14 protein-coding genes and 2 pseudogenes are annotated in these 13,632 nt (G+C 65.6%); 6 read left to right on the top strand and 10 right to left on the bottom strand.

Translation table 11 applies throughout. The annotated features are described in order from the left end of the window. Positions 1 to 97: 97 nt before the first annotated feature. Positions 98 to 484, bottom strand: coding sequence for a type II toxin-antitoxin system VapC family toxin (locus Q5701_RS20210; protein ID WP_306752738.1), 387 nt, complete (start codon positions 482 to 484; stop codon positions 98 to 100). Then, on the bottom strand, positions 481 to 726 hold the full coding sequence (locus Q5701_RS20205) for a type II toxin-antitoxin system Phd/YefM family antitoxin (RefSeq protein ID WP_306752737.1): 246 nt from the start codon (positions 724 to 726) through the stop codon (positions 481 to 483). The genes Q5701_RS20210 and Q5701_RS20205 overlap by 4 nt, the downstream gene beginning before the upstream one ends. Before the next feature lie 158 nt (positions 727 to 884). Between Q5701_RS20205 and Q5701_RS20200 the strand changes: the two genes are divergently transcribed. The 3 genes and pseudogenes from Q5701_RS20200 to Q5701_RS20190 form a co-directional block, all read left to right on the top strand. Continuing rightward, complete coding sequence (locus Q5701_RS20200; protein WP_306752736.1) at positions 885 to 1,514, top strand: DsbA family protein; 630 nt, start codon at positions 885 to 887, stop codon at positions 1,512 to 1,514. A 100-nt stretch (positions 1,515 to 1,614) separates the two neighbouring features. After that, positions 1,615 to 2,052, top strand: a pseudogene (locus Q5701_RS20195) (L,D-transpeptidase family protein); the annotation flags it as partial. 46 nt (positions 2,053 to 2,098) lie between these two features. Next, positions 2,099 to 2,221: pseudogene (locus Q5701_RS20190) on the top strand (IS110 family transposase); the annotation flags it as partial. A 14-nt stretch (positions 2,222 to 2,235) separates the two neighbouring features. Here Q5701_RS20190 and Q5701_RS20185 read toward each other — a convergent pair. The 3 genes from Q5701_RS20185 to nirK all read right to left on the bottom strand — a co-directional run bounded on the left by Q5701_RS20185 (position 2,236) and on the right by nirK (position 5,032). Continuing rightward, complete coding sequence (locus Q5701_RS20185; RefSeq protein WP_234854704.1) at positions 2,236 to 2,928, bottom strand: Crp/Fnr family transcriptional regulator; 693 nt, start codon at positions 2,926 to 2,928, stop codon at positions 2,236 to 2,238. 85 nt (positions 2,929 to 3,013) lie between these two features. Then, on the bottom strand, positions 3,014 to 3,826 hold the full coding sequence (locus Q5701_RS20180; RefSeq protein WP_306752735.1) for an SUMF1/EgtB/PvdO family nonheme iron enzyme: 813 nt from the start codon (positions 3,824 to 3,826) through the stop codon (positions 3,014 to 3,016). A gap of 72 nt (positions 3,827 to 3,898) precedes the next feature. Beyond that, entirely contained in the window at positions 3,899 to 5,032 is a 1,134-nt protein-coding gene (gene nirK / locus Q5701_RS20175; protein ID WP_306752734.1) for a copper-containing nitrite reductase, read from the bottom strand. Between the two features lie 199 nt (positions 5,033 to 5,231). Between nirK and Q5701_RS20170 the strand changes: the two genes are divergently transcribed. Continuing rightward, a complete protein-coding gene (locus tag Q5701_RS20170; RefSeq protein ID WP_306752733.1) occupies positions 5,232 to 6,446 on the top strand; it encodes an NnrS family protein in 1,215 nt (404 codons plus the stop codon). Positions 6,447 to 6,459: 13 nt separating this feature from the next. On the opposite strand, the gene Q5701_RS20165 is transcribed toward Q5701_RS20170, so the two are convergent. The 3 genes from Q5701_RS20165 to Q5701_RS20155 are packed head-to-tail and all read right to left on the bottom strand — an operon-like array spanning position 6,460 to position 8,598. Continuing rightward, entirely contained in the window at positions 6,460 to 6,741 is a 282-nt protein-coding gene (locus Q5701_RS20165; protein ID WP_306752731.1) for a metal-sulfur cluster assembly factor, read from the bottom strand. Between the two features lie 11 nt (positions 6,742 to 6,752). Next, positions 6,753 to 7,271: a DUF2249 domain-containing protein gene (locus Q5701_RS20160; protein ID WP_306752730.1), complete on the bottom strand. Its 519-nt coding sequence runs from the start codon at positions 7,269 to 7,271 to the stop codon at positions 6,753 to 6,755. Continuing rightward, positions 7,243 to 8,598: a hypothetical protein gene (locus Q5701_RS20155; protein ID WP_306752729.1), complete on the bottom strand. Its 1,356-nt coding sequence runs from the start codon at positions 8,596 to 8,598 to the stop codon at positions 7,243 to 7,245. Before Q5701_RS20155 ends, Q5701_RS20160 begins: the two co-directional genes overlap by 29 nt. A 209-nt stretch (positions 8,599 to 8,807) precedes the next feature. On the opposite strand from Q5701_RS20155, the gene Q5701_RS20150 reads away from it, so the two are divergent. Together Q5701_RS20150 and Q5701_RS20145 are read left to right on the top strand one after the other, a co-directional pair. Continuing rightward, entirely contained in the window at positions 8,808 to 9,362 is a 555-nt protein-coding gene (locus tag Q5701_RS20150; protein WP_306752728.1) for a PRC-barrel domain-containing protein, read from the top strand. A gap of 289 nt (positions 9,363 to 9,651) precedes the next feature. Continuing rightward, complete coding sequence (locus tag Q5701_RS20145; RefSeq protein ID WP_306752727.1) at positions 9,652 to 10,506, top strand: SDR family oxidoreductase; 855 nt, start codon at positions 9,652 to 9,654, stop codon at positions 10,504 to 10,506. A gap of 16 nt (positions 10,507 to 10,522) precedes the next feature. On the opposite strand, the gene ggt is transcribed toward Q5701_RS20145, so the two are convergent. Together ggt and Q5701_RS20135 are read right to left on the bottom strand one after the other, a co-directional pair. Next, positions 10,523 to 12,325 carry a gamma-glutamyltransferase gene (gene ggt, locus Q5701_RS20140; protein WP_306752726.1) on the bottom strand — a complete coding sequence of 601 codons (1,803 nt, stop codon included), beginning with the start codon at positions 12,323 to 12,325 and terminating at the stop codon, positions 10,523 to 10,525. A 586-nt stretch (positions 12,326 to 12,911) separates the two neighbouring features. After that, positions 12,912 to 13,628, bottom strand: coding sequence for a DDE-type integrase/transposase/recombinase (locus Q5701_RS20135; RefSeq protein ID WP_373568575.1), 717 nt, complete (start codon positions 13,626 to 13,628; stop codon positions 12,912 to 12,914). Positions 13,629 to 13,632: the final 4 nt, after the last annotated feature.

Raw genomic sequence — 13,632 nt, 5'->3', positions numbered from 1 at the left:
TCCCTCGATCCCGTTGTTCCTAAGAACAACCCATCGGGCCAAAAGGAACAACCGATATCGGCCCGGTCCCGTATATGTGAAGACTGCGAAGGATGTTTCAGACGGCGCGGATCGGGCCGGGATAGGCTTTGACGCGGGCATCCGCCGTCAGCAGCAGCATCCCCTCGGCCAAGGCCTGGGCGATCAGGATGCGGTCGAAGGGATCGGCGTGAAGGGCGGGCAGGCCCGACAGGCCCAGGCAATGCCGCCCGGCGATCGGCAGTTCCGCATAATCGTTGGCCAGCAGCCCCGCGCGCAGCACGCCCGGATCGACGCGGAAATCGGGGCGATCCAGGGCACGCTTGATTGCCACTTCCCAGATGGAGGCGGCCGAGAACCACAGGTTGTTGGCCTGATCGGCAATCATCGCCGTGGCATCGCGCGACAGCCGGTCGGGGCGAAACGCCGCCCACAGCAGTAGATGCGTGTCCAGAAGCAGGTTCATGCCGTCGGGGAATCGCCTTCGAAAAGCGCACGGATTTCATCCGTACCCATGTCATCGAAATCCTCGGGGATGTCGCCTTGGCCCGCCAGAAAGCCCAGTCTCCGGGGGGGCTCGACCTCGATCATCGTGACTTTGACAAGGGGCTTGCCGGCCCGCGCGATGACAAAGGGTTGGCCTTGTGCAGCCTCCTCGACCAGCCTGGACAGATGCGTCTTGGCTTCGTGGATGTTCACGGTCTTCATGGGCGCGCACTTTCACTTAGTTCACCAAACTTAGTCCACTTGGTAAAAGCCTGCAATGATCCCTTTTGTTTCTGCTACGGCATTGTGACCATCCGGACCGTTCCCTTGAACCCGGCCAGCGGCTTAGGTGGCGCCATCTCCATCCGAAAGGCCTTTCCATGATCCCCCGCCGCCTTGTCCTGACCGGTGCCGCCGCCTGCGGGATCGGCGCCGCCCTGCCGCTGCGCGCCGCCGACCGGCCCAACCCGATGCCCGATGAATTGCGCAAGGCCCTGGAACGCGACCCGACCGCGCCGGTCCTGGGCAACCCGGAAGGCGACATCACCCTGTCGGTGTTCTTCGATTATAATTGCCCGCATTGTCGCAAGATGGTCGGGCCGATCAGCGAACTGATCTCGTCCGACCCGCAACTGCGCGTGGTGTATCGCGAATGCCCGGTCTTTGGCGAAGGGTCGGATTTTGCCGCCCGCGCGTCCCTGGCCTCCCTAGAAACCGGCAAATACTGGCAGTTCCACACAGGCCTGATGGCCATGAAGGGCCGGGCCGAAGAAGCCAGCGTCCTGCGCGTGGCGCGCCAGCTTGGCCTAGATCAGGCCGCCCTGCGCCGGGGGATGGAGGCCGAACCCGTGACCCGCCATATCGGGTTGTCCTTCCAGCTGGCCGAACACATGGGCCTGATGGGCACCCCGACCTTTATCGCCGGCGACGAGGCGGTTTTTGGCGAACAGTCCCGCGCCGACCTGGCCGACCTCGTGGCACGTGGGCGCAGGACGCTGGGACGGGCGTGAGCGTATTTTTCATGGCGGCACGGGAATAGCCCGCGCTCTTCCTCGTATCCTTTTCGACCGGGCCAGAACCGGCATCTATCGAAAAGAACGAGGGACAGTCATGAAACGGGCGTTTTGCGCAGCATTCCTGGTGGCCGCATTCCTGGCGGGATCGCCCGCCACGGCCAATGTCGATCCGGCGGGAAGGAACGGCGGGCCGGACATCACCCAGCTTCTTCTGGATAAGTCCGCGCGGCGTCTTTACCTACTCAGCGGCAGGACGCCGGTGCGGTCTTATGCGGTGGACCTGGGATCCAATCCCACGGGCCACAAGCAACACCAGGGCGACGGCCGCACGCCCGAGGGGCTTTATTACATCACCCACCGCAACCCGGGGTCGGACTTCCACCTGTCGCTGGGGATTTCCTATCCCAACGACCGGGACCGGGCGCGGGCGCGGGCCATGGGACGCGATCCGGGCGGTGACATCTTCATCCATGGCCGCGGACCTCGGGTCCAGAACCCGCCGCGTGACTGGACCCGAGGCTGCGCCGCCGTGGCAGACGGCGACATGACCGAGATCTTCGGCCTTGTCCGCCCCGGCACGCCGATCTTCATCAAGAGGAAAACCCGCAAAGGTCGCCCTTACCGCTCTTATGCGAAAGCTGATCGAGCTGGCCAACGCACTCGTCCAGCAGGACCGCAAATGGACACCAAAAACGGCTTGATCAAAACGGATACTCTAAGTTTCAGGGTCGGCGATCAGGGCCAGGCCCTCGATATCGACCACCGTCAGCTTTTGCCGTCCACCTTCGACCAAGCCCTGCGCTTCCCAGGCCGACAGCACCCGCGATACGGTATGCAGCGTGGTTCCCGTCATTTCGGCAATGTCCTGGCGGGTGATGGGAAAGTCGATGCGGGTGCCCGCGGCCTCGATCCGGCCGGCCTTTTCGGCCAGGCGCAGGACGGCATGGGCCACGCGGCGCTCGACCTCTTGGGTGGACATCTCGCGCAGGCGGGTATGGGCCTCGTCCAGGCGCTGGCCGATGGTCTGCATGGCATTGATGGCCAGGCGCGGGTTGTTCTCGACCACCGCGTCCCAGTCGGCCATGGGCCAGCCCACCACGATGGATTCGACGGCAGCGCGCGCGGTGCCGGGATAGTCGGGCCGGGCCAGCGCGCGGGCAAAGCCGAACAGGTCGCCCGGATGGACGACGCGGACCATCACCTGCTGCCCGTCGGGCGTGACCTGCGTCACCTTCAGCCGCCCGTGCAGCAGCAGATAGAATGCCACCGCCTCGGCCCCTTGTTCAAAGACCAGGCCCGCCTGCGGAACCCGGCGCGGCGTGGCGCGGGCCATCAGGCGCGCCAGGGCGGCCGGTTCCATTTGCTGGAACAGGGGCAGGTTGCGAACCTGGGATACGTCGATTGCCACGTCTTGCGCCTTCACGATGGGTCTTTCTGTTAGTGCCGCAAAACGGGAAGGGACGCAAAGGCTTCGACGGGATCGGGGGTGTTTGTCAGCCCGCAACCTCTCGGACCAGGCGAAAGCCCAGGTTGGCGGGGGGCACGCCGACCGAGCAGCCGCCCGATTTGGGATCGCGCACGAAATCGGACACGGCGGCGCGGTGCAGCCCTTCGACGATGTAGATGCCGCAGGTTTCGTCCTGGGACAGGATCCTGCCCAGCGGATCCTGATCGACGCGCCGCAGGCAAGTCGAGGTCCATTCCCAGACCGCCCCGCCAATATCGCGCAAGCCCCGCGAATTGACGTTCAGGCTGCCCACGGGGCGCACCTCGCGGTCCAGTTCGCGGCTGCGCGCCGCATCGGCTGCATATTCGGCCAGCCACAGGACGGCCGGATTGTCGGGATCGCCGTCCACGCCCAAGGCGTCGTCGCGAAACATCTCGGCCGCGGCAAAGGCCCATTCGACATCGGCAGGCAGGCGCCAGGTCTGGCCGGTTTCCCCCGACAACCATTCGGCATAGGCGGCCGCGTCCAGCCAGCTGACCCCCGTCACCGGCAGGTCGGGCCGGTCGGCCGGACCGCCCGGCGCAAGGCAGGCGCCCGCGGCCACGCAGTCCAGCCATTGCCCGGTGCTAACCGGGGTTTCCATGATCTCGATGGGCGCCGGGATCCGGGCGGTCCGGACCGGGGCATCGGTGGACCGCCCGGCTTGCCGCCAGTCGCCGTCCAGCCGGTGTTCGAAGGGCTGGGGTTCCAGCAGCACCATCCGGGGCAGATCCCGGACGACAGGTCGGTCCTGGGGCCAAAGGGACAGGCCAAGCGCCCCGGCGGCGGCCCCGGCAAGCAGAACGGCGGTTGCGTGCATATCCTTCGCTCCGGTCAGGGCAACGGGCACGCCGCCCCCGCAGGTTCGCGGGGACGGCTGCGGATGATCGGGTCAGACGGCGGCGGGGCCCTCGACCAGCTTCATCAGGTCGTCGTTCCAGTCGCCCTTGACGACGACATGGGCTGCGGCGCCAAGCTCGAACGCCTCGATCAGGTTATGGTTCACATAGGCGTAAACGCCGGGCTGTTCGAAGGTATAGATCATCAGGCCGGCAGTCCCGCCCGGGATGAACCAGGTTTCCAGGCCGGTTTCGGGGGGGTTGTTGAACTTGCCCGTGGCCCAGACGTAATCGCCATGCCCGCCGATCAGGTGGGGCCGGGTGTCGCGATTGGCCTGGCTGTGGACAAAGGCCACCGTTTCCCCGACATTCGCGGTCATTGCGTTGTCGCCCGTCAGGGCGCCCACGCCGCCGTTGAAGACCACATGGGTCGGCGTGAGGGTCTTCATCACAGCCACGACATCCTCGTAGCTTTCGCCGGGGCTGTCATAGGTCTTCCAGTTGCCCCCCTCGTCGCGCGGCACATAGAAGTCCTGCTCGCCGACATAGTAGACCTTGTCATAGCTGACCAGCTTGCCGTCGCGGTCCTTCAGCCCGTCGCGCGGCAGCACCATGATGGCGCCGTTCATGCCGGACACGACGTGCCAGGCGACCATCCCCGGAGGGGCGCAGTGATAAACGAAGACGCCGGGCTTCGTCGCCTTGAAGCGCAGGATGCAGCGTTCGCCGGGGTTCACCTGGGTCAGCGCACCCCCGCCCAGCGCGCCGGTCGCGCTGTGAAAGTCGATGTTGTGCATCAATTCGTTCGCGGGCGGGTTGACCAGCGTCAGTTCGACATAATCGCCTTCGTGCACCACCATCAGCGGGCCGGGCACGGTGCCGTTGAAGGTGGATGCCCAGTATTCCGCACCGTTGTCGTCAAGGGCGATCTTCTTCTCGATGATGTTCATCGTGAATTCGACCACTTTCGGGCCGCCGGTCGCGACCTGTTCATGGGCGTGGACAAAGGGCGGATCGACCAGGTCGATCTTGACGCGCGGCAGGCTGTCCACGTCCACGGCGGTCGCGGGGGTCAGCACCTTGGCGGCACTGGCGGTTTCGGCTGCGGCGACGCGCACCTGGCTCAGCGCGCCGGCAATGGCTGCGCCTGCAAGGATCGTGCGGCGGCTGACGGACAGGTTGGTCATGGCTGGTTTCCTTCACACTCGATGACAAGGACGGTTCCGGTTCATTCCGGTTGAGTGAACAATGCCACGAAGGGCCGCGCGAAACGTTGTGCTGGAACAACCAAGTCGCCCCCTTTCGCCCCCTTGCTTGCGTCAACGCAAAGAGCGGGTGCTTTTCCGGTCTATCGGTCGGGGAAACGACGATGAAAGGGAATGCGCCATGACTGACACGAAACGCCCCCGAATCCCCCGCGGCCTGCGGCCCGACGGCGCCGCGCTGTGGTCATACGGGTTCCGGCCCTTCTTTCTGGGCGGCGCCGTCTGGGCGGCGATGGCCATGGCGCTGTGGATCGCGGCGCTGATCCACGGGCTGCCGCTCGGCGGCGATTACGGTCCCGCCCAGTGGCACGCGCATGAAATGGTCTTCGGTTTCGCCCCGGCGGTGCTGGCGGGGTTCTTGCTGACCGCCATCCCCAACTGGACCGGCAGCCTGCCGGTATCGGGCCGCGCGCTGATCGGGCTGTTTTCCGTCTGGGCGGCAGGACGGGCGGCAATGGCGGGGGCCGCACTGACCGGGACGGGGGTCGCTGCGCTGATCGACGCCGCCTTCCTGCCCTTGCTGCTGGCCATTGCAGCGCGAGAGATCGTCGCGGGGCGCAAATGGAACGACCTCAAGGTGCTGGCCGGGGTTGCGGCGATCATGGCGGGCAATCTGGGCTTTCACGGCGCGGTGCTGCTAGAGGGGGATCCGACGGCATGGCTGCGCGCGGCGGTGGCGGGCTATGTCATGCTGGTGCTGATCATCGGCGGGCGCATCATCCCCAGCTTTACACGCAACTGGCTGAACCGGCAGGGGGCGGGAACGATGCCCGTTCCGTATAACCGCTTCGACATGGGAGCGATCGGGGTATCGGCCCTGGCCCTTGCCGCCTGGACATTGGCGCCCGAAGCGCCCCTGTCCGCACTGGCCTGCGCCGTTGCGGGCCTGATGAACGCCGCCCGGCTGGCCCGCTGGCGCGGATGGGCCACCCGGCCGGAACCGCTGCTATGGGTGCTGCACCTGGCCTATGCCTTTGTGCCGCTGGGGTTCGCGACCGTTTCGGCAGCGGGACTGGGCATCGTTCAGCCCGTGTCCGCGCTGCACGTGCTGACCGTGGGGGTGATCGGGGCGATGATGCTGGCGGTGATGTCGCGGGCCACGCGGGGCCATACGGGACGGGCGCTGACGGCCTCGCGGGTGACGGCGCTGTCCTATCTGTGCCTGTTCGCGGCGGCCCTGGCGCGGCCCCTGGCCGACCTGACGGGATCGGCAGGATTGATGGAGGCTGCGGGCATCCTGTGGATCCTGGCCTTCGGGATATTCGTGGCGGAACATTATGGGATGCTGATGTTCCGCCGCCGCCAGGCGGGCGGGGTTCAGGCGGCCCGCGCCTGAGGGGAGGGCCGCGTCACAGCGGCTCCATCCGGTCTGGGGACCAGGCGGGTTCCCAGACCAGTTGCACATCAACCGACATGACGCCGTCCAAGGATTGCAGCGCCGCTTCCACCCCCAGGCGCAGGAAATCCGCCAGGGGGCAGCCGCGCGTGGTCGTCGTCATCTGGACCGCGACATGGCCGCCCTCATCGACCTGGATGCCATAGATCATGCCCATGGCCAGCAGATCGCGGCCGGTTTCCGGGTCCAGCACGGTCCGCAGCCTGTCGCGGACACGATCCTGCAAGTCGGCCATGATCATCCCCTTCAGATCCCGCGCCGCACCAGCAGCCGATAGATGGCCCCGTCGGCCGCGAAATTCCCCGCCCATTCGTGATGGCGCATCGCCAGTTCCGGGAACAGGAACATCGGCTCTCGGTCCAGGGTCGCGAACAGCACCTCGCCCGGGGCCATGCGGTCGATGGTTTCCAGAATCCGCACCATCGGTTCGGGGGGCATCAGCCCCGACAAATCCAGCGTGCGGGCCGGATCGGGCCACAGCGCCGCACCGGGGGCCGATCCGGGGGCAAGCCCTTCCTCGACCCTCTCGCCCGCGACGGGGGTGAACTCGACCTGCCAGCCGCCATCGGGCAGTTGCCGGTCACGCGCCGAAAAGCCGCGGTTCGCCATCACGTTGAACAAGGGCACGGGACGGAACGGCGCGATCAGCACCAGGGGCTGGCCCGGCTGCAAGCCGTCCACGGCCTGCATGATCAGGGCAAAGGGATCCTGGCCCTGCGCAAGCGAGGGGCGGACGTCAAGCTGATGCGGGGCGGGGGATGTCATGGTCGAAACTCCGGTCGGATTGGGGAAGGATCATCGGCGGCATCTTGGCGGGACGCATCTTGTCGGAAAGATGACGCAGGCGGCGGATCGCGATCAGTTCGCGCCCATGCAGCAGGGCCGCCAGCAAAAGCGCAAGGGTCGCAGTTTCGAACAACGCCGGGCTTTGCACGGCCAGGGCAAGGGTGCCGGTCGCAACGCCCCCGACCCACAGCGCCAAGGCGCGCCGGGCGGCGCGTGCGTCCGTCAGGTCATGGACCATCGGCACGGGCGCGCGCCCGATCAGGGGGGCGAAGACCTGGATCCAAGTCAGGAAACTGGTGATCTTGACCATTTGCGCCAGCGTCAGCGTGGAAAGCCACCCGACCAGGGCCAGGAACACCGCGGCCTCGGCCCAGGGACCGCCCAAGGTCAGGGCGGGAATGGCCAGGGCGGCGGCCAGGGCCAGAAAGGCCAAGGCCACGCGGCTCCACGCCATGTTGACTTCGGGGCTGGGCGCGCGGCGGCTGCGCCAGATGCGGCGGATTTCGGCCAGATACAGGGCCGTGGCAAGCGTGCAGGCAAGCGCGCAAGCCCAGGCCAGGGGCCAAGGATTTCCGCCTGCCAGCAGCGTGCCAAGTCCGGCCATCAACAGGGCTAGCGCAATCCCCGCCAGAATCAGGGCCGCCCGGCGCAAGGGGCTGCCCCCGTCCGGCGCGATCAGGAACATCGGGAACAGGCGATAGCTGACCCCCATTGCCGCCAGCGTCAGCCAGAAGCCTGCACCCAGCAGGATGTGCAAGGGCAACCCGTCAGGCAGCAACGCGGCGCCCCAGGTCGCCCCTTCGAACGCCCAGGCCATGCCTGCCCCGGTCCCCCACAGCACTGGCAGCGCCAAGAGCGCCAAGGACAGCATGGCGCCGTCCTGCGTGCGCCAGGCCTGCGCGGCGATCAGCGTCCCGCCCAGCATTGCAGCCGTCAGCACGAAACCCAGCCCCAGCAGCACCGGCCCGGCCATCAGCAGGATGCCTGTGGGCCAGCCCTCGAGCGCCAGAAAGCCCGCGGCCAGGGCCAGGGCGCCCAGGCTGCACATGATCAGCCCCGGCAATGCCAGCCGGGGCAGGATCAGCGCGCGGGCAGTCAGGACCGGAACAAACTGGATCAGCGATCCCAGCATCATCTGGGACAGCCAGCCGATCGCGAACAGATGCACGACGGCAAAGGCCCCTGCCCCCGACCAACGACCCGGCCCCGCAAGGCCCCCGGCAGCCAGTACCAGGGCCGCCAGCAGAAAGGCCAGGGCCGATGCGAACCACGCCAATGTCCATCTGGAAAGTGCCTTGCCCAGCATATCCGACCCTCAAATCTTGACGGACAACATCCCCTGGCCCGGCCCTGGCGTCGTTGATCAAACGCAAAGAAAACCACGGTTTTACGACCCCTGAAAAGGCACGCCCACCCCTGCTGGCGAACTCGTGTGGGAACCCTTGCCCGTTCCGCCTGTTGGTTGGATAGCCGGCCCATGGCCGGAACGACCTACGCAGACCGAAGGAAACGACCATGACCAAGCTTCTTGCTTCCACCGCCCTTGTCGCAATGCTTGCCGCGCCTGCCCTGGCGCAGACGGCGACCGATACCGCGACGACGACCGCCCCCGCGACAACCGCCGCCCCTGCCACCACCGAGGCACCGATGACCGGCGACGCGGCCACGGCACCTGCCGCGACCACCATGCCCGCCGATGGTGCAATGACGGATGCCGGCTTCGGCTATACCGCGATGGCGGGCGATATGTCGGCGGAAACCTTTATCGGCAAGCGTCTCTACACCTCGGAAACCGAAGTGGACGTGAACGCGACCGTGACCGAGGTCGATCAGGAATGGAACGACATCGGCGAGATCAGCGACCTCGTGCTGAGCCAGGACGGCCAGGTCAAGGCCGTGCTGGTCGATATCGGCGGCTTCCTGGGCCTGGGCGAAAGGTCCGTGGCCGTGTCCATGGACCAGCTGCGCGTGATCCGCGATGGCGATTCGGAAAACGAATACTTCATCGTCTTCACCGCCGACCGTGCCGCCCTGGAGAATGCCCCGGCCTTCGAATGGATGGACGAATAACGGTCTTCATGGCCAAGGGGCGCGCATCACGCGCGCCCTTTTCTGCGACCTAGCAGGGCTTTGGCCTGACGAACGGGCCTCATCCCTCCCGCCCAGTCAGGGCCATGAAGTCTTGTCCGGCACATATCCGACACGAACATCCGAAATGCCTGCTGCCAAGTTTGGACTGCATCCCCGCCCCTGAACGACCTGCTGCCTGCCTGCGGCACCCTGTCTGTTGACGGCTTCCGGGCAGTGCCTTCATCCTTGAGGCGCGGCGGCTGATCCGCGATGGCAACAGGACAACATCATGACCAGGACAGTTTTGATCACCGGCGCGGGATCGGGCATGGGGATGGCCACGGCCCTGCTGCTGGCCGGGGCCGGATACCGTGTCTTTGCAGGCGTTCGCGACAATGACGCCGAGCTGATGGCCCAGGCGCAGGAACGCGGGCTTCAGGTCACGACCGTGCAGTTGGACGTTCGCGACACCGCTTCGGTCCGCAGCGCCGTGGCGCAGGTCATATCCGATGCGGGCCAAATCGACGTGCTGGTCAACAATGCCGGTTTCGGTCTTCTCGCCACAATCGAGGATGGCACGGACGAGGAGATGATTCAGCAGTTCGATGTCAATGTCTTTGGCTTGATCCGCACTACGCGAGAGGTGCTGCCGCATATGCGCAAGGCAGGGGGCGGCGTCATCATCAACATCTCGTCCTTCCTGGGTCGCATGGGCTTGCCGTTGCTGGCCCATTACAATGCCAGCAAATACGCGGTCGAGGGGATCACCGATTCGCTGCGCTACGAGGCCGGACCCTTTGGCATCCGCGTCCATTCCATCCTGGCGGGTCTATTCGGGACCAACTTCGTCAGAAAGGGCCTGGTCGCCAATGCCGCGACCACGGCCGAGGCGTCGCCCTATCGCGACCTGGTTGCCCATTTCGTCCCTATCGTGGCCAAGGCCATCAACGAAGGTCCGGCGCCCGAACCGATCGCCCAGGCTGTCAAGGCCATCATCGAAGACGAAAACAGCGACATCGCCGTGATGGTGGGGGCCGAGGCCGAACATTTCGTTCCCCTGCGCCGCAGCCTTTTCGACAAGGAGTTCGAGGCGCAGGTGATCCAGACCTTTGGCCTGCAGCCGGCGGTGCCCCGGCACGGCTGAGAGCCTCTGTCCGATGTCAGCCGCCCAGTGCGATGCCCTCTCGCCTGGGATCGGCGCCGCCCGACAGCCCGTCCGGGCCGATCACGATGCCTTGCAGGCCCGAAGTCAGTTCGGTTTCGTTCAGTTCGAACCCGATGGCTGACAGGCCCTCGGTCAGGGCGGCGGGCAATCCCCCTTCGATATCCATGGGACCAAAGCGGTTCACGATATTGGGCGCGGCCACCGCCGCCTGAATGTCCATGCCCCAGTCCAGGTGCGCGATGATGGCGCGCGCGACATAGCCGATGATCCGGCTGCCCCCGGGCGAGCCGATCACCATCACCGGCTTGCCGTCCTCAAGCACGATGGTCGGCGCCATGGACGACCGGGGCCGCTTGCCCGGGGCCAGGGCATTGGCGATGGGCCAGCCCTCCGCATCATGGGTCTCGAAGCTGAAATCGGTCAGCTCGTTGTTCAGAAGAAATCCATGTGCCATGACTCGAGAGCCGAAGCCGTTCTCGATCGTCGTGGTCATCGACAAGGCATTGCCATGGCTGTCCACGATCGAGATATGGGTGGTCGATGGCAGTTCCAGCGAAATATCCTGGCCCCACAACGCTGCATGAGACCAGCCGGGCGCGCCTGCGCTGACCTCGGGCAGGCTGTCGTCGCCCGCCAGCAGCTTGGCCCGTTCAGACAGATAGGCGGGATCGATCAACCCTTCGGTCGGCATCGGCACATGGTCGCTGTCCGCCATGAAGCGCCCCCGGTCGGCGAATGCCAGACGCGAGGCGTCTCCGATCAGTCGCCAGCTTTCCGGGCTGTCCGCCCCAAGCGCCGCCAGGTCATAGCCGCCCAGCATCCCCAGGATTTGCCCCACCGTCAGCCCGCCCGACGAAGGCGGTCCCATGCCGCAGACATCATGGGCGCGGTATTCCACGCAGACCGCCGGGCGTTCGATCACGCGATAGGCTGCCATATCCCCCATCGACAACAGGCCCGGATTGTCCGCGCCCCGCACGGCGGAAACGATGCCTTCCGCGACCTCGCCCTGATAGAATCCACTGGCGCCCTGGCCCGCCAGCTTGCGCAGGGTTTCGGCATAGGCCGGGTTGGTCAGCGTTGCGCCAGCCGCGACCGGCCGGTTGTCGGGAAAGAAATAGGCGGCCGTTGCCGGATCGGCCTGCAACGCCTCGCCTTCGCCCGCCACCTGCCCCGCAAGGCGTGGCGAAACGGTAAAGCCCTGTTCCGCCAACCGGATCGCGTCATCGAAAAGACTGGACCAATTGGCCCGCCCCCATTTGCGATGCGCGGCTTCCAACAGCGCCGGCGTGCCGGGCGTGCCCACCGAAAGGCCCCCCACCACCGCATCCATGAATTCCCTTGGCTGGCCGGCCTTGTCCAGAAACAGCGTCGGAGTCGCGGCCAATGGCGCAGTTTCCCGTCCGTCGAGCGTTGTCAGTGCGCCTGTTGCGGCATCATACCAGACCAGGAAAGCCCCGCCCCCCAGGCCCGAGCTTTGCGGTTCCACAAGGCCCAGCACGACCTGAACGGCAACCACCGCATCCGCGGCGCTGCCGCCTGCGGCCAGAACCTTGGCCCCTGCCTCGACTGCCAGGGGATGGGCGGCGCTGATCATCCAGTCTTGTCCGGTGACGGGCTTGCCGTCCGCCTTGGCCGACAAGGCAGCACGCGCCGCACCCGTCAGCATGCCAAAGCCATCCTCCAGGACAACGCTGCCGGTCGCCGCCTCGGGCGCCACGTCATCGGTGGCCTGCTGGGCCAGACCCATGGTGGCGCTGCCCAGCAGCAAGACGATTGCAAATGCCGAATGTCCCATCCCTGCCTCCGCCCTTGACCCTGTCAGTCTGCGCTTCCGATGGCGCGTGCGCAAGCGGAGGACAGTTGGAGATATCAAGGCAAGGCCCGAGATGCAGGTGGTGTTCAAGCGATAGGGTCCAACTGCTGGCGAAAGGATGTGACCTGCCTCCGGCGATCCCTCGTTCACAACAAGAGTGCGGGATATGAGATTGGTTGTCGCGCAGGTCGTTGATCACGAGCAGACCGGTATGACGTCAGCAAGGGAACCAGCAGGGGGGTCGTCAAGAATGTCGAATGTCCTCCTTCAGCAACTGTCACGCAAACAGAGGTGGTTCGGTTTGTCTGAACAGGTTCCGGGCGTTTTCTAGGTGATTTTGACCTTGGTTATGCCGCTGCCGCTTTGGGCATCGGCTGGTTGAAGTAGACCTGATCGGGAGTTTTCCCGTCAATCGATGAATATGGGCCGGTGTTTGTCAAAGGAGTTGTCCGCCGATTTCATGCGGCGTCTCTGATTTCAGTGACCCTGATTTCGCGTTCAGGGTTGAGCCAGACGGATCCGGCGGGTTGTCTGGGCCGGTGTTTGTCAAAGGAGTTGTCCGCCGATTTCATGCGGCGTCTCTGATTTCAGTGACCCTGATTTCGCGTTCAGGGTTGAGCCAGACGGATCCGGCGGGTTGCCAGTTGCGGGTTTGGCCTGACCAGCGTTCCGGGTGTTGCGCCCGTGCATTTGCATAGAGAATGGTGCGGCTGGCGAGCGTTGCACGGTCACCCCCGGTGTGGCGCGCATCTGGCGTGACGAAGCGGATCGCACTGTAAAGGTGCTCGCCGTTATACCAGTTGGCGAAGGATTTCACCCAAGCTTGGGCATCGGTCTTGCTGGCAAAGCCCTTGGTCTGCCAGTTCGGGCGGTATTTGCAGGTTCGGAACAGCGCCTCGGAAAAGGGGTTATCGTTGCTGACACGCGGCTGACTGTAGGAGGCCGTGATGCCCAGTTTTTCCATCGTCACCTTCATTGTCGCGCCTTTCATGGGGCTTCCGTTGTCGGCATGAAGAACGAGAGGACGCGTCAGGCAGCCTTCCGCCAGAACCGCCTGCCGGATCAGGGCAGCCGCCAGCTCCGCGCTCTCGCGCTCATGAACTTCCCAGGCGACGATCTTGCGACTGAAGATGTCCACGATCAGGTAAAGGTAAGGGGCCAATGCGCCATGGCACGCGCCAGCTCTATGGTAAGCGCGCGCGCCATGGCGCAGGCCACCGCCACCTGGCCTGGTTTTACGCCGCCGCGTGGCCGGGTTTTGCACCGACGTTGACACCACCATCATTCGC

The organism is Paracoccus actinidiae, assembly GCF_030863885.1.
GTDB lineage: Bacteria > Pseudomonadota > Alphaproteobacteria > Rhodobacterales > Rhodobacteraceae > Paracoccus > Paracoccus everestensis.
This window is presented reverse-complemented; position numbering and strand designations above follow the sequence as displayed.

What these genes read in the sequence shown, in the direction of transcription:
- Q5701_RS20155 (WP_306752729.1), bottom strand. Translation starts at nt 8,598, where the DNA reads ATGCTGGGCAAGGCACTTTCCAGATGGACATTGGCGTGGTTCGCATCG.
- Q5701_RS20180 (WP_306752735.1), bottom strand. Translation starts at nt 3,826, where the DNA reads ATGCACGCAACCGCCGTTCTGCTTGCCGGGGCCGCCGCCGGGGCGCTT.
- Q5701_RS20210 (WP_306752738.1), bottom strand. Translation starts at nt 484, where the DNA reads ATGAACCTGCTTCTGGACACGCATCTACTGCTGTGGGCGGCGTTTCGC.
- Q5701_RS20170 (WP_306752733.1), top strand. Translation starts at nt 5,232, where the DNA reads ATGACTGACACGAAACGCCCCCGAATCCCCCGCGGCCTGCGGCCCGAC.
- Q5701_RS20145 (WP_306752727.1), top strand. Translation starts at nt 9,652, where the DNA reads ATGACCAGGACAGTTTTGATCACCGGCGCGGGATCGGGCATGGGGATG.
- Q5701_RS20160 (WP_306752730.1), bottom strand. Translation starts at nt 7,271, where the DNA reads ATGACATCCCCCGCCCCGCATCAGCTTGACGTCCGCCCCTCGCTTGCG.
- Q5701_RS20150 (WP_306752728.1), top strand. Translation starts at nt 8,808, where the DNA reads ATGACCAAGCTTCTTGCTTCCACCGCCCTTGTCGCAATGCTTGCCGCG.
- Q5701_RS20165 (WP_306752731.1), bottom strand. Translation starts at nt 6,741, where the DNA reads ATGGCCGACTTGCAGGATCGTGTCCGCGACAGGCTGCGGACCGTGCTG.
- Q5701_RS20200 (WP_306752736.1), top strand. Translation starts at nt 885, where the DNA reads ATGATCCCCCGCCGCCTTGTCCTGACCGGTGCCGCCGCCTGCGGGATC.
- nirK (WP_306752734.1), bottom strand. Translation starts at nt 5,032, where the DNA reads ATGACCAACCTGTCCGTCAGCCGCCGCACGATCCTTGCAGGCGCAGCC.
- Q5701_RS20205 (WP_306752737.1), bottom strand. Translation starts at nt 726, where the DNA reads ATGAAGACCGTGAACATCCACGAAGCCAAGACGCATCTGTCCAGGCTG.
- Q5701_RS20135 (WP_373568575.1), bottom strand. Translation starts at nt 13,628, where the DNA reads ATGATGGTGGTGTCAACGTCGGTGCAAAACCCGGCCACGCGGCGGCGT.
- ggt (WP_306752726.1), bottom strand. Translation starts at nt 12,325, where the DNA reads ATGGGACATTCGGCATTTGCAATCGTCTTGCTGCTGGGCAGCGCCACC.